Raw genomic sequence first — 12,532 nt, forward strand, 5'->3', positions numbered from 1 at the left:
TCAGGCCTTGCGCAAACCTTGCAGCGTCTGCAGCAGCACGACGCGGGTCTGCCCCAGCACCATGCCTTTCCACTCGTCGTTGTCGCAGTAGAACGCGTCGCGCAGCTGTGCGCGGATCTCGCGCTTCTGCATCTCCGGCGCGTCGGGGTGGCGGCGCAGCCAGGTGTCGGCGCGCAGGCGCGTGAGCACTTCGCCGTCGGGCAGCGTGCCGAACTCCAGCCCCATCGGCGCGATCTTCGCGTTCGGGCATTCGTCGTACGCGGTCGAAATGACGGGGCCCGACACGTCGGCCGAGGCCGAGTCGCCGGCAAAGGGCGCGAACACGTCGGCGCCCCACCATTCATGGGCCCGTGCGAGGTCTTCGGGCGCGTTGCGGCCCGGGTAGATTTTCTCGCCATGGCCGTAGGGCCCGAGGCCCGTGTGCACGTCGATCCAGCCGAGGTGCGTGGCCGACGCGGCGTACTTGCGCAGGATCGCGCGGATCGTCTTGTTGCTCCACGAGGGCGCGGTGCCGCCGTAGAACAGGCCGTCGGGCGATGCGTACTGGCCCCTGGTGACGGCTGCGCGGAAGGCACGCATGCCGTGCTTGCCGACATAGGCGGCCACAGCCGCTTCGTCGGCGGCCGTGGGCGGCCAGGTCGCGGTCAGCACCAGTGGCTCGACCTCGGCGTATTCGGCGTTCACCGGCAGCGGCGCATGGAAGTCGATGTGGTTGCGGTTCAGGTCGATGTTGTCTTCGTTCGTGCGGTGCAGGTGCGAGAACCCGTGTGGGTTGATGGCGTGCACCAGCAGCAGCGACACGCCGGCCTGCTCGAGCCGCGAGAGCTGGTGGGGGTCGTTGAGCGTGGCGACCTGCGTGCCCGAGCCGCAGAAGCCCTCGGGGCCGTGCGTGCCCGAGCTCACGAGCAGGACCTTCTTCGCGTCGATCGAGCCGACCAGCGCCACGTCGGTGGCCAGTTCTTCGCCGAGCGCGCCGCGGTGCGCTTCGAGCACGAACGACTCGACGGCCGCGCCGCGCTGCGCGGCGGCCTCGAGGAACTTGGCGCGGGCTTCGACATACGTGCCCGAGAAAAAGCGTGTAGCGGCGGTGGGTTGTGCTTGCATGAGGTGAGGACTCCTGTGCTTTGAAGATGGGAGGCCGTCAGGCCGCCGCGTGGGCGCCCGCGGCATCGATGTCGCGGCCGGTGTGGTCGCGCAGCCAGAGCAGGCCGAGCAGCGACACCAGGGTCATCGCCACCAGGTACCACGCCGGTGCGAGCTTGTTGCCGGTGGTGTTGAGCAGCCAGGTGCTGATGAAAGGCGCGAAGCCGCCGAACAGCGCGACGCCCACGCTGTACACCAGCGACATGCCGCTGGCGCGCACCGCCTTCGGGAACATCTCGGGCAGCATCGTGATGCCGGGCACCGTTTGCACCACGAGGCCGATGCTCAGCACGCCAAGCACGACGAACAGCACCGTGGGCGTGGGCGAGGCGTTGAGCCACAGGAAGCCCGGGTAGATCAGGATCGCCAGCACGATGCGGCTCCAGGCAATGAGCGGCTTGCGGCCCACCGCGTCCGACAGCCTGCCCACGAAGGGCGCGAGCGCGAACGAGATCAGGCCGGTGAGCGCGGCGCCGAACAGCGCCGCCGATGGCGTGAGGCCCAGCTCGCGTACCGCATACGTCGGCATGTAGAAGGTGACGACATAGGCTGCCGTGGTGCCGCCCACCAGCGAAAGAATGGCGGCCAGCACCGTTTTACCGTGCTGCGTGCAGACGATCTTCAGGCTGCTCTCGCGCGGTGCGGCGGCATCCTCCGGCGAGATGTGCAGCGACTCTTCGAGGTGGCGGCGGATGTACATGCCCACCGGCGCGATCAGCATGCCGATGACGAAGGGCACGCGCCAGCCCCAGCTCTGCATCGCCTCGGGCGTGAGCGTGAAGGTGAGCCCGCCCACCACCACGGCACCGAGCATCACGCCCAGGCCCTGGCTCGCGAACTGCCAGCTCGCCATGTAGCCGCGGTTGGCGGGCGTGGCGTGTTCGACCAGCAGCGTGGTCGATGCGCCGACCTCGCCGCCGGCCGAGAAACCCTGGATGAGCCGCGCCAGCACGATGACGATGGGCGCCGCCACGCCGATGGCCGCGTACGTGGGCGTGAACGCGATCAGCGCGCAGCCCAGCGCCATCAGGAAGATGGTCAACGTCATGGCCTTCTTGCGGCCCGCGCGGTCGGCGTACGCGCCGATGACGATGCCGCCCAGCGGCCGCATGATGAAACCCACGCCGAAGCTCGCCACCGTCAGCAGCAGCTGGCCGTACGAATTGAAGGTCGGAAAGAAGAGCTTGCCGATCACCAGCGCCAGGAAGCCGTAGACGGTGAAGTCGAAGAACTCCAGCCCGTTGCCGATGGTGGTGGCAACGATGGTCTGGCGCCTGCGTGCGGATGACGAAGGCGGGTTGCTTGGGTTGCTCATGTCTCTCCAGTGTTTGCTTTTCGAAGGTGTCGGTCGAAGGTATGCCTTCGATCGCGCCGGATGCTAGAGACTCGCCGCTGTCATGAAAAGACAATAATTGGGCGTCAAAGATAACTTTTGGTTGTCATGAAACCCAATCAGTTGCACGCCTTCGTGGCGGTGGTCGAGCAGATGAGCATCCGTGCCGCGGCCCGCGTGCTGGGCATTTCCCAGCCGGCCGTGACCAAGATCGTGCGGGAGCTGGAGCGCGAGGTCGGCGCGCCGCTGGTGGAGCGCAGCGTCAAGGGCGTGCGGCTCACCGAATTCGGCAAGGCTTTTGCGCCGCGCGCACGGCTGCTGCTGGCCGACATGCAGCGCGCACGCGACGAGATCGCGCAGATCCGCGACGGACTCACGGGCAAGGTCTCGCTGGCCGTCAGCACTTCATTCGCGCTCACGGTGCTGCCGGCCGCGTTCAAGGACTTTCACGCGCGGCTGCCGGCGGTCGACGTGCAGTTCAGCGAAACCGTGCTGCCCTGGATGCTGGCGCGCCTGCGCGAAGGCTCGCTCGATTTCGCGGTGGCGCACGTGGTGCCCGGCCGGCTCGACCCGCAGTTCGAGGCCATGGAGCTCTTTCCGGTGAAGCTGGTGGTGGGCCTGCGCGATCGCCATCCGCTGCGCGCGAGCCGCTCGATCCGTGAGCTCTACCAGGCCGAGTGGATTCTTCCGGGCGATGACCATTTCAGCGGCCGCGAAGCCGTGTCGCCGCTGCTGCCGCTGGGCCTGCCGCCGCCGGCGCGGGTGATCCAGGGGCAGTCGGTCACGGTGGCGCTGGCGCTGGTGGGGCAGATGGACCTGGTCGGCCTGTTCGTCGAGCCGTTGGCCACGCTGACCTTCAAGCGCCACGGCATCCGGCGCGTGGAGATCGAGGAAGAGCTGCCGATGCTCAGCGTCAGCGTCATCAAGCGCCGTGGGCAGCTGCTGACGCCGGCCGCGCAGCATTTCGTCGAATGCATCCAGCGGGCCTCGGCGGCGGCGATGGGCGGTTAGTTCGGAGGAAAGTCGACGCCGGTTTCACCGGTCTTCCACGGCGCGTACTTGTGCATGGCGCGCTCGAACAGGTCCGAGGCGGTCCAGCCCGACAGCCACGCCCGCAGGTGGGGCCAGGGCTGGGCATCGAACCATGCCGGGTCGACCATCGCGAACTGGCGCACGAAGGGCATGACGGCGGCGTCGGCCAGCGTGGCGTGGGCGCCGGCCAGATGCGGCGTGGCCGACAGCCTGGCTTCGAGGCCGCGCAGGAACTGGGCGCCGCGCTCGCGGGCGGGCTCTCCGCCATCCGCATGCCGGTCGGGATATTTGTAGCGGTCGAGCTGGGGCTTGAAGTCGTCGTCGCAGGCGGCGACCAGCGCGAGCATGTCCTGCAGCGTGCCGGTGCCGGGCTGCAGCCAGCGCCGCGGATCGTTGCGGCGCAGGGTCCACAGCATCACGTCGAAGCTTTGTTCCAGCACCGTGCCGTCTTCGATGAGCAGTACGGGCACCGTGCCCTTGGGCGAGGCCTGCAGCATCTCGGCGGGCTTGTTCTTCAGCACCACTTCGCGCAGCTCGCAAGACTGGCCGCTCGCGACCAGCGCGAGGCGGGCACGCATCGCGTAGGGGCAGCGGCGAAACGAGTAGAGGACGGGGAGAGCGTTGGGCATGCGCGGCGTACAGGCGAAGCGGCCGATTTTCGGTGACCGCGCCCGGTCGCGTGCGGGCAGGTTTTTCCACACAATCGCCGCATGCGCGAACGTCTTTTCCTCCGGCTCGACGACGACCCCTTGCACGGGCCTGAATCGAACGTGCCCGCCGGCACGCTGCGCGCGCTGCCGGTTGGGGGCTGCCCTACGCGGCCACTGCTGCAGGCGCCGTTCACCAGCGCCGGCGCCATCGGGCAGCACGCGTTCATTCACCCTCATGGCCTTCGGCAAAGGTCTCGCGGTACAGCAGGATGTGCGAGACGCTGTGCGGCGTCACGCCCACCGAGTTCATGGGCCGGGCGGTTTCGGTTTCTTCCAAGACGGCGGGCTGAGGGCGGACTATCTTCGTCCGCGCTCATGCAAAACGGATCGAAGGAGCTCATCGAATGAAGGACGAGAACACAAGTCGCCCGCTGAAGGATTGCGTGGCGGTGGTCACCGGCGCGAGCCGCGGCGCGGGGCGCGGCATTGCGGTCGAACTGGGCGCGGCCGGCGCCACCGTGTACGTCACCGGGCGCAGCACGCGCGAAAGGCCCGCCGATAGCTACGGCCAGTTGCTCGCCTTGTCGGACATGGCCGTGGTGCCCGGCAGCATCGACGACACCGCCGACGAGGTCACGCGCCAGGGCGGCCGCGGCATCGCCGTGCGATGCGATCACACGAACGAACAGGAAGTGGCCGCGCTCTTCGCCCGCGTGGAGCGCGAGGCAGGCCGCCTCGACCTGCTGGTGAACAACGCCTGGGGCGGCCACGAGACGTTCACGGGCGTGTTCGACGCGCCTTTCTGGGAGCACCCGCTCGCCAACTGGGACGCGATGTTCGACCGCGGCGTGCGCAACCACCTCGTGTCGAGCCGCTGCGCCGCGCCGCTGATGGTGCGGCGCAAAAGGGGGCTGATCGTCACCACCACCTTCTGGGACCGCGCCCACTACCTGCGCGGCAATCTCTTCTACGACCTGGCCAAGGCGTCGATGACGCGGCTGGCCTTCGGCATCGCGCAGGAGCTGAAGCCGCACGGCGTGGCCTCGGTCGCGGTGTCTCCAGGCTGGATGCGCACCGAGTTCGTGCTCGCGGGTCACAAGACCGACGAGGCGCACTGGCAACAGCGGCCCGAGCTGGCGCGCACCGAATCGCCGCGCTACCTGGGGCGGGCGGTCGCGGCGCTGGCGGGCGATGCGCGGGTGCTGGAGAAAAGCGGTGAGGTGTTGCGCGTGGCCGATCTGGCGCGCGAGTACGGCTTCACCGACATCGATGGAAGGCAGGTCGCGGCTTTCGAGATGCAGGCCGGGCCGTAGGACAAGTTCGCGCCCGACCGGGGAAAAGCACGTACCGGCAACGGCCTGCGCGCGGGTGCACCATGCACGTCAATCCCTTCAATCACCCCAGGAGGTGACCTGCCATGTCCGCCCCAGCCGAAGCCACCGAACTGGTATCCGCCAGCCGGCTTGCCCATTCCAGTTCCGTCCGGTTCCCGGGCGAAAGCGTCGCCTACCGGCGGGCTCGCACGGAACTCCTTGCCGAGGAGATCGATTTGCGCCGACGCATCGAACGCGTCGCGGAAATGCGCCGCGCGCTGCCCCCGGGCGGCGAGGTGCCGCAGGACTACGAGTTTCAGGGAGTCGGCGGGCCGGTCAGGTTCTCCGAACTCTTCGGCAAGCACGGCACGCTCATCACCTACAACTGGATGTATGGCCCGAAACGCGAGCGTCCGTGCCCCATGTGCACCTCGCTGCTGAGCGCCTACGACGGCGAGATGCCCGATATCCTGCAGCGTGTGGCGTTCGCGGTCGTCGCGAGCTCGCCGATCGAGCGGATGACGGCTTTCGCCAGGGAGCGGGGCTGGCGGCACCTGCCGCTGTACTCATCGGCCGGCAACACCTTCAACCGCGACTACGCCGGCGAGACGCCCGACAGCGGCGACAACCCGGCATTCAATGTGTTCCGGCGCGAGGGCCGGACGATTCGCCACTTCTGGGGCAGTGAAATGGGCCTCGGAACCGCGGACCCGGGGCAGGACCCGCGCGGCGCGCCCGATGCGATGCCGATATGGAACCTGCTCGACCTGACGCCCGAAGGGCGGGGGACGGACTGGTATCCGAAGCTTGCCTATTGAACCTGCGATCTCGCGCAGTTGCCGCAGGTGCCGTGCAGCGTGAGTGCGGTGCGGCGCGTGTCGATGCCCTGCTTGCGCAAGGTCCGCCCCAGCCGGCCCATCATCTTCGGCAGCTCGGGGTCTGACGGCAGCGCCAGCACCTTGTGGCACTGGTCGCATTCGAAGATGTTGCCCGACTCGGCCTCCACGTGGCGCGAGAAGCGGTTGATGCGGTCGGCGACCACGCGGCGGTCGCACAGGCCGGCCTCGACCAGGCGGTCGAGCACGCGGTAGATGGTCACGCGGTCGGGCGCTTCGCCGGTGGCCGTGGTGTAGGCCGCGGCCACTTCCTCATGCGTCAGCGGTTGCGAGCTGTGTTCGATCAGTTCGAGCACGGTCTGCGCGGCGCGGGTCACGCGCAGACCGCTGCCGCGCAGCAGGGCTTCGCTGTCGAACGGCGGGGCCAGGGCGGACTTCGGACGCGAGGTGGTGGTCTTCATAGGCGAAACGCCATTGTGTTGCATTCCGCAGCGCCGTGGGCCGTATCTCCGGAACGCAGCACACCGGCGCAACGATGTGCAAGCCAGCCAACCGGTCGTTTCGGTTCTTGTGGCGGGCCCCGAATGCGCTAAGGTCTGGCCATCCGCATTCCTGAATACCTTTGTCCGACCATGTCCCGTCCCCCCATCGAGATCGAAACCGCCCCCAATCCCATCGCCACGGTGATCGTGATGCACGGCCTCGGCGCCGACGGCAACGATTTCGTGCCCATCGCCAACGAACTCGACCTCTCGGCCGTGGGCCCGGTGCGCTTCGTGTTCCCCAATGCGCCGGTGATGCCCGTGACCATCAATGGCGGCTACCAGATGCCGGCCTGGTACGACATCGCCTTGCCCGACCTGGCGGCGCAGGAGGACGAGGCCGGCCTGCGCCGCTCGCAGGCGACCATCGAGGCGATCATCTCGAATGAAAAGGCCCGTGGCATCGCCGCCAGCCGCATCGTGGTGGCCGGCTTCTCGCAAGGCTGCGCGATGGCGCTCATGACGGGCCTGCGCCACATCGAGCGCCTGGCCGGCATCGTCGGCCTCTCCGGCTACCTGCCGATCGCGGCCACCACGGCGGCCGAGCGGCACGCAGCCAACCACGAAACGCCCGTGTTCCTCGCCCACGGCCGGCAGGACCCCGTGGTGCCCCTGGCCGCCGCGATGCGCTCGCGCGACGCGCTGGCCGCTCTGGGCCATGCCGTCGAGTGGCACGAATACACGATGGCGCATTCGGTGTGCATGGAAGAAATCGCCGACCTCAACAGCTTCCTGCTGCGGGTGCTCGGCCGAAACTTGTCGAAGGAGGCAACAAAATGATTCTGGTCATCGGACACGCCCTGGCAAAGCCCGACACCCTGCAGGCGATGCTCGCCATCAGCACCGAGCACGTGCTGCGCTCGCGCGCCGAGCCCGGCTGCATCTCGCACGAGGTCGCTACCGACGCGCAGGAGCCGCTGCGCCTGACTTTCGTGGAGCGCTGGAGCGACATGGCCGCGCTGCAGGTGCACTTCCGCGTGGATGCCTCGCGGGCTTTCGGCAAGGCGCTCGCGGCCATGGCCGACGGCACGCCGGAGATGCACGTCTACGAGTCGAGCGAGATCGATCTGTCGGCGGGCCGCACCAGGGCCTGAGCTTCACGCGCCATCCGCGGCGCTGCCTATGCAGAGAGCTATCAAAAACATAGCGAGCAACAGGGTAGCGGGGCGAGGGATTCCCTGCACGAGCAATGCCCGCGCGCCCGTGCTACCTTCCAGCCCCTCAGAAGATTGATGGGTATAACAATATGAGCAACAGATTGCAGGAGAGACTGGTTGCACTTTCAGCCGCACGACTGAAGGGCATGCGGCGTGGCATCGAGAAGGAAAGCCTGCGCGCGCTCCCCGACGGCAAGCTCGCGCTGACGCCGCATCCGATCGCCCTGGGCTCCGCGCTCACGCATCCGCACATCACCACCGACTTCAGCGAATCGCAGCTCGAACTCATCACGGGCGTGCATGCGGGCGTCGAATCGGCACTCGAGGAACTGACGCGGGTTCACCAGTTCACCTACCGCGTGCTCGACCAGCTCGGAGACGAGCGCCTCTGGGTGTCGAGCATGCCCTGCGGCCTGCCGACCGACGAGACGATTCCGATCGGCCGCTACGGCTCATCGAACGTGGGCCGCGCCAAGAGCGTCTACCGCATGGGCCTGAGCCACCGTTATGGCCGCCGCATGCAGACCATCTCGGGCATCCACTACAACTGGTCGCTGCCCGACGTGTCGAGCGAACAGTACTTCGCGCTGATCCGCAATTTCCGCCGCCAGGCCTTTTTGCTGCTGTACCTGTTCGGCGCCTCGCCGGCCCTGTGTTCGAGCTTCGTGGCGGGTCGCCCGCACGAACTGCAGCCGCTGGGCGATGGCAGCATGTTCATGCCGCACGGCACCTCGCTGCGTATGGGCCGCCTGGGCTACCAGAGCGATGCGCAGGCCTCGCTGGCCGTGAGCTACAACAGCCTCGAGGGCTACGCGGCCTCGCTGCAGGACGCGCTCACGCGCCCGTGGCCGGCATACGAAGCCATCGGCATCCGCAACCTCGGCGGCGACTACAACCAGCTGGGCACCAGCCTGCTGCAGATCGAGAACGAGTTCTACGGCACCATCCGTCCCAAGCGCGTGATCAACCCCGGCGAGCGCCCGCTGCATGCGCTGCGCGAGCGCGGTGTGGAATACGTCGAGGTGCGCCTGATGGACCTCGACCCCTTCGAAACCGTCGGCATCAACGCGCAGACGATGCGCTTCATCGACGTGTTCCTGCTGCACTGTCTGCTGAGCGACAGCCCCGACGACACGCCGCAGGAAATCGCCGAGCTCGCACAGAACCAGCACCTCACGGCCGCGCGCGGCCGCGAGCCGGGCCTGAAGCTGCTGCGCGGCGGGCGCGAGGTGGCGCTGGCCGACTGGGGCCTGGAGCTGGTCGAGCAGTGCCAGCCCATCGCCGCCGCGCTCGACGCGGCGCAGGGCGGCACGGCGCATGCCGACGCGGTGCGCGCCGCCAGGGCCGCGCTGCACAACCCCGACAGCCTGCCCTCGGCACGCGTACTCGCGGCCGTCGAGAAAGACCACGGCAACTCCTTCATCGGCTTCGTGCGCGCCCAGTCCGAGCAGACCCGCGCTACGCTGCTGGGCCTGCCGTTCCCGGCCGCGCAGCAGGCCGAATTCGAGCAGATGACGGCCGAGTCGCTGCAGGAGCAGAAGCGCATCGAGGCGGCCGACACCATGCCCTTCGAGATCTACCGCGAGCAGTACGTCTCGCCCGCGCGCCTGGGCGTGTCACGCGGCCGCATGGCCGTCGCCGCTTAGGACTTTGGTTCAGTCTTCGTTTCGAGCCTCCTTCGCTTGACGACAGGGGCGGGGGCGGATGACCTACAGGCATTGACCCGCATTGCCCACCGCGTGCAAACGGGCCGGGGCGAAGATGGCCGCCATGCGGTTCAAGGCGTATCTCGTCGAAGACAGCCCGGTGATCCGGGAGAACCTGGCCGGTTTTCTGGAAGACGTGGCCGAGGCACAAGTCGTGGCTTCCGCGAGCACCGAGCAGGAGGCCATCGAGTGGCTGCGCCTGCACGCCTCCAAGGACGACTGGGACCTGATCATCATCGACCTGTTCCTCCAGCGCGGCAACGGGTTCGGCGTGATTCGCGCCTGCCGTCACCGGGCGCCGCACCAGAAGGTGGTCGTGCTCAGCAACTACGCCACCGCCGACATGCGCGAGCGTTCGCGCGCGCTGGGCGCCGATGCCTTCTTCGACAAATCGGCCGAACTCGACCAGCTGGTGGCCTTCTGCGAGAAGGTGCGCTCTCCCGGGTGACGCGCGCACGACTGGGGTCGTACGCCTTCTGGGGTAAAACGCCACGCTGCCGCCCGAGGCGGCGCCGAGCAACTCCCAGGAAAGCGACAGAGAGAAATGAGCAACAACAGCAGCATCGACTTCAAGGGCCGCGTGGCCATCGTGACCGGCGCGGGCGGCGGCCTCGGCCGCCAGCACGCGCTGGCGCTGGCCGCGCGCGGCGCGAAGGTGGTGGTCAACGACCTGGGCGGCGCGCGCGATGGCTCCGGCGGTTCGGTGAGTGCCGCGCAGGCGGTGGTCGACGAGATCAAGGCCGCGGGCGGCGAAGCTATTGCCAATGGCGCGTCCGTCACGGACTTCGAGGCGGTGCAGGCCATGGTCCAGCAGGCGGTCGACGCCTGGGGCCGCGTCGACATCCTGGTCAACAACGCCGGCATCCTGCGCGACAAGAGCTTCGCCAAGATGGAGCTGGCCGATTTCAAGCTGGTGGTCGACGTGCACCTGATGGGCGCGGTGAACTGCACCAAGGCCGTCTGGGCGCTCATGAACGAGCAGAAGTACGGCCGCATCGTGATGACCACCTCGTCGTCGGGCCTGTACGGCAACTTCGGCCAGAGCAACTACGGCGCGGCCAAGCTCGCGCTGGTGGGCCTGATGCAGACCTTGAGCATCGAAGGCGCGAAGAACGACATCCGCGTGAACTGCCTGGCGCCCACCGCCGCCACCCGCATGACCGAGGACCTGTTCCCCAAGGAAATGCTGGAGGCCTTCCGCCCCGAGGCCGTGGTGCCCGCGATGCTGGTGCTGGCCGCCCAGGACGCGCCCAACCGCACCATCCTGTGCGCGGGCGCTGGCACCTTCGAGGCCGCGCACATCACGCTGACGCAGGGCGCCTGGCTGGGCATCGACGCCGACACGCCGGAGCAACTGGCGGCGCGCCTGTCGGAGGTCACGCAGCGCGAAGGCGAGGTCGTGCCGCAGAGCGGTACTGCGCAGGGCGCGAACGAAGTCGCCAAGGGCATGGCGAACGCGAAGAGGGGCTGATCGACGTCCATGGTGCCCATGGCGCTTGACCTCGAGTGCACTCGAGCATTTCCAATGAATTCTCCGGGTATCCGGTTCATTCAATCCAAGGAAATCAAGCCATGAACACGATCGACAACAAGGCCCTGGTCCAGCGCATCCATGACGAGCTGGACAAGGGCAACGGCCAGGCCTTCGTCGACAGCCTGGCGGACGACGCCAGCTGGAAGCTCGAAGGCACCACCCCGTGGTCGCGCACCTACCGGGGCAAGAAGGCGATCCGGGAGGAGCTGCTGAACCCGCTCTTCGCGCAATTCGCGGCGCCCTACGTGAGCAAGACCGAACGCATCATCGCCGAGGGCGACCGCGTCGTGGTGCTGTTCAGCGGCGACGTGCCCACCAAGGCCGGCAAGCGCTACAACAACCGCTACTGCTACGTCTATCGACTCGAAGGAGGCAAGGTGAAAGAGCTGACCGAGTACTTCGACACCGCACTGGTCCAGGAGGCGCTGCAGGCGCCCCCGATCGCCGTTGCCGCCCATGCCGGCTGACGGCGGCACGCCTTTCCACATCGGCGAGCTGGCCACGCGCACCGGCCGCACGGTGCACGCCATCCGCTGGTACGAGACGCAGGGCCTGGTGCCCGGCGTGGCGCGCGACGAGGGCGGCCGGCGCCTCTACGTCGAGCTGCACGTCGGCTGGCTCGATCTGATGGAGCGCCTGCGCCGCACCGGCATGTCGATTGCCGAGATGCGCGAATACACCGCGCTGGCAGTACAGGGCAAGGTCACGCTGCGCCAGCGGCGCGACATGCTCGCCGCGCACCGCGAGCGCGTGACGCAGACCATTGCCGAGTGGACGCGGGCGCTGTCACTGGTCGACCGCAAGATCGGCTTCTACGACGAATGGATGGCCAGCGGCCACCGCCCGCCGCTCGTTCCCGCCGAAAAAACGCCCGGCCCGAAGCCACCGAAGCGCAAGGGCAGGTGAGCGGACCTACTCCGCGATGAAGCCCGGGTCGGTGCGGATCGAGCCGCGGTCGCGGTGGTTGTGCAGGCGCCCCAGCGTGTTGTCCAGCAAGCGCTTGAGCTTGTCGGCCGCGCCGCGGAAGGCCTCGTCGAGGCTGGTAGCGTGCTGCGTCACCGCCAGCGGCTGGTGGTGCGCCAGGCGCGCTTCCATCACGCAGCACTTGTCGCCGCCGCCAGTCTTGTCGTGGTTCTCGTCGCTCAAGTGCACTTCGACGCGCGTCACGTCGTCGACGAAACGGCTCAGGTGCTGCTTGATCTCGGTGTCGGCCCAACGCTCCAGCGCGTCCTTGTTCGTGATGCCGTTGCTCGTGTTGACCTGAATCTGCATGCAATATTCCTGCT

Annotated in this window: 15 protein-coding genes; 10 read left to right on the plus strand and 5 right to left on the minus strand. The window is 68.0% G+C overall.

Features of this window, described 5'->3' with window-relative positions; genetic code table 11:
* Window positions 1-1,104: a M14 family metallopeptidase gene (locus tag ACEOAB_RS08230; RefSeq protein ID WP_495653592.1), complete on the minus strand. Its 1,104-nt coding sequence runs from the start codon at window positions 1,102-1,104 to the stop codon at window positions 1-3.
* A gap of 37 nt (window positions 1,105-1,141) precedes the next feature.
* Window positions 1,142-2,458 carry an MFS transporter gene (locus tag ACEOAB_RS08235; protein ID WP_413749342.1) on the minus strand — a complete coding sequence of 439 codons (1,317 nt, stop codon included), beginning with the start codon at window positions 2,456-2,458 and terminating at the stop codon, window positions 1,142-1,144.
* A gap of 126 nt (window positions 2,459-2,584) precedes the next feature.
* Between ACEOAB_RS08235 and ACEOAB_RS08240 the strand changes: the two genes are divergently transcribed.
* Window positions 2,585-3,487, plus strand: coding sequence for a LysR family transcriptional regulator (locus ACEOAB_RS08240; RefSeq protein ID WP_413749343.1), 903 nt, complete (start codon window positions 2,585-2,587; stop codon window positions 3,485-3,487).
* Here the strand turns inward: ACEOAB_RS08240 and ACEOAB_RS08245 are convergent.
* Window positions 3,484-4,137 (minus strand): glutathione S-transferase, encoded by a 654-nt coding sequence (locus ACEOAB_RS08245; protein WP_413749344.1) that lies wholly within the window; start codon window positions 4,135-4,137, stop codon window positions 3,484-3,486. The two genes, ACEOAB_RS08240 and ACEOAB_RS08245, sit on opposite strands and share 4 nt — an antisense overlap.
* Window positions 4,138-4,562: 425 nt before the next feature.
* Between ACEOAB_RS08245 and ACEOAB_RS08250 the strand changes: the two genes are divergently transcribed.
* Window positions 4,563-5,471 (plus strand): SDR family NAD(P)-dependent oxidoreductase, encoded by a 909-nt coding sequence (locus ACEOAB_RS08250; protein WP_413749345.1) that lies wholly within the window; start codon window positions 4,563-4,565, stop codon window positions 5,469-5,471.
* A gap of 104 nt (window positions 5,472-5,575) precedes the next feature.
* The gene (locus tag ACEOAB_RS08255; protein ID WP_413749346.1) at window positions 5,576-6,289 is read left to right on the plus strand and encodes a DUF899 family protein; all 714 of its coding nucleotides are present in this window, start codon (window positions 5,576-5,578) and stop codon (window positions 6,287-6,289) included.
* Here the strand turns inward: ACEOAB_RS08255 and ACEOAB_RS08260 are convergent.
* Window positions 6,283-6,768, minus strand: a complete 486-nt coding sequence (locus tag ACEOAB_RS08260; RefSeq protein ID WP_413749347.1) for a Fur family transcriptional regulator — start codon at window positions 6,766-6,768, stop codon at window positions 6,283-6,285. The two genes, ACEOAB_RS08255 and ACEOAB_RS08260, sit on opposite strands and share 7 nt — an antisense overlap.
* 171 nt (window positions 6,769-6,939) lie before the next feature.
* Here ACEOAB_RS08260 and ACEOAB_RS08265 point away from each other — a divergent pair, with 171 nt between their 5' ends.
* The 7 genes from ACEOAB_RS08265 (at window position 6,940) to ACEOAB_RS08295 (ending at window position 12,152) form a co-directional block, all read left to right on the plus strand.
* Window positions 6,940-7,629: an alpha/beta hydrolase gene (locus tag ACEOAB_RS08265; protein WP_413749348.1), complete on the plus strand. Its 690-nt coding sequence runs from the start codon at window positions 6,940-6,942 to the stop codon at window positions 7,627-7,629.
* Window positions 7,626-7,943 (plus strand): putative quinol monooxygenase, encoded by a 318-nt coding sequence (locus ACEOAB_RS08270; protein ID WP_413749349.1) that lies wholly within the window; start codon window positions 7,626-7,628, stop codon window positions 7,941-7,943. Before ACEOAB_RS08265 ends, ACEOAB_RS08270 begins: the two co-directional genes overlap by 4 nt.
* A gap of 152 nt (window positions 7,944-8,095) precedes the next feature.
* Window positions 8,096-9,652, plus strand: a complete 1,557-nt coding sequence (gene gshA, locus ACEOAB_RS08275; RefSeq protein ID WP_495653593.1) for a glutamate--cysteine ligase — start codon at window positions 8,096-8,098, stop codon at window positions 9,650-9,652.
* A 124-nt stretch (window positions 9,653-9,776) separates the two neighbouring features.
* Window positions 9,777-10,160: a response regulator gene (locus tag ACEOAB_RS08280; protein WP_413751455.1), complete on the plus strand. Its 384-nt coding sequence runs from the start codon at window positions 9,777-9,779 to the stop codon at window positions 10,158-10,160.
* 96 nt (window positions 10,161-10,256) lie between these two features.
* Window positions 10,257-11,183: an SDR family NAD(P)-dependent oxidoreductase gene (locus tag ACEOAB_RS08285; RefSeq protein WP_056587666.1), complete on the plus strand. Its 927-nt coding sequence runs from the start codon at window positions 10,257-10,259 to the stop codon at window positions 11,181-11,183.
* Window positions 11,184-11,284: 101 nt separating this feature from the next.
* Window positions 11,285-11,713: a nuclear transport factor 2 family protein gene (locus tag ACEOAB_RS08290; RefSeq protein ID WP_413749236.1), complete on the plus strand. Its 429-nt coding sequence runs from the start codon at window positions 11,285-11,287 to the stop codon at window positions 11,711-11,713.
* On the plus strand, window positions 11,703-12,152 hold the full coding sequence (locus ACEOAB_RS08295) for a MerR family transcriptional regulator (RefSeq protein WP_495653594.1): 450 nt from the start codon (window positions 11,703-11,705) through the stop codon (window positions 12,150-12,152). Before ACEOAB_RS08290 ends, ACEOAB_RS08295 begins: the two co-directional genes overlap by 11 nt.
* A gap of 6 nt (window positions 12,153-12,158) precedes the next feature.
* Here ACEOAB_RS08295 and ACEOAB_RS08300 read toward each other — a convergent pair whose 3' ends face one another.
* Window positions 12,159-12,518, minus strand: coding sequence for an HPF/RaiA family ribosome-associated protein (locus ACEOAB_RS08300; RefSeq protein WP_007833857.1), 360 nt, complete (start codon window positions 12,516-12,518; stop codon window positions 12,159-12,161).
* Window positions 12,519-12,532: the final 14 nt, after the last annotated feature.

Source organism: Variovorax sp. Varisp53, assembly GCF_059491555.1.

What these genes read in the sequence shown, in the direction of transcription:
- ACEOAB_RS08240 (WP_413749343.1), top strand. Translation starts at nt 2,585, where the DNA reads ATGAAACCCAATCAGTTGCACGCCTTCGTGGCGGTGGTCGAGCAGATG.
- ACEOAB_RS08300 (WP_007833857.1), bottom strand. Translation starts at nt 12,518, where the DNA reads ATGCAGATTCAGGTCAACACGAGCAACGGCATCACGAACAAGGACGCG.
- ACEOAB_RS08235 (WP_413749342.1), bottom strand. Translation starts at nt 2,458, where the DNA reads ATGAGCAACCCAAGCAACCCGCCTTCGTCATCCGCACGCAGGCGCCAG.
- ACEOAB_RS08250 (WP_413749345.1), top strand. Translation starts at nt 4,563, where the DNA reads ATGAAGGACGAGAACACAAGTCGCCCGCTGAAGGATTGCGTGGCGGTG.
- ACEOAB_RS08285 (WP_056587666.1), top strand. Translation starts at nt 10,257, where the DNA reads ATGAGCAACAACAGCAGCATCGACTTCAAGGGCCGCGTGGCCATCGTG.
- ACEOAB_RS08260 (WP_413749347.1), bottom strand. Translation starts at nt 6,768, where the DNA reads ATGAAGACCACCACCTCGCGTCCGAAGTCCGCCCTGGCCCCGCCGTTC.
- ACEOAB_RS08230 (WP_495653592.1), bottom strand. Translation starts at nt 1,104, where the DNA reads ATGCAAGCACAACCCACCGCCGCTACACGCTTTTTCTCGGGCACGTAT.
- gshA (WP_495653593.1), top strand. Translation starts at nt 8,096, where the DNA reads ATGAGCAACAGATTGCAGGAGAGACTGGTTGCACTTTCAGCCGCACGA.
- ACEOAB_RS08290 (WP_413749236.1), top strand. Translation starts at nt 11,285, where the DNA reads ATGAACACGATCGACAACAAGGCCCTGGTCCAGCGCATCCATGACGAG.
- ACEOAB_RS08295 (WP_495653594.1), top strand. Translation starts at nt 11,703, where the DNA reads ATGCCGGCTGACGGCGGCACGCCTTTCCACATCGGCGAGCTGGCCACG.
- ACEOAB_RS08245 (WP_413749344.1), bottom strand. Translation starts at nt 4,137, where the DNA reads ATGCCCAACGCTCTCCCCGTCCTCTACTCGTTTCGCCGCTGCCCCTAC.
- ACEOAB_RS08280 (WP_413751455.1), top strand. Translation starts at nt 9,777, where the DNA reads ATGCGGTTCAAGGCGTATCTCGTCGAAGACAGCCCGGTGATCCGGGAG.
- ACEOAB_RS08265 (WP_413749348.1), top strand. Translation starts at nt 6,940, where the DNA reads ATGTCCCGTCCCCCCATCGAGATCGAAACCGCCCCCAATCCCATCGCC.
- ACEOAB_RS08270 (WP_413749349.1), top strand. Translation starts at nt 7,626, where the DNA reads ATGATTCTGGTCATCGGACACGCCCTGGCAAAGCCCGACACCCTGCAG.
- ACEOAB_RS08255 (WP_413749346.1), top strand. Translation starts at nt 5,576, where the DNA reads ATGTCCGCCCCAGCCGAAGCCACCGAACTGGTATCCGCCAGCCGGCTT.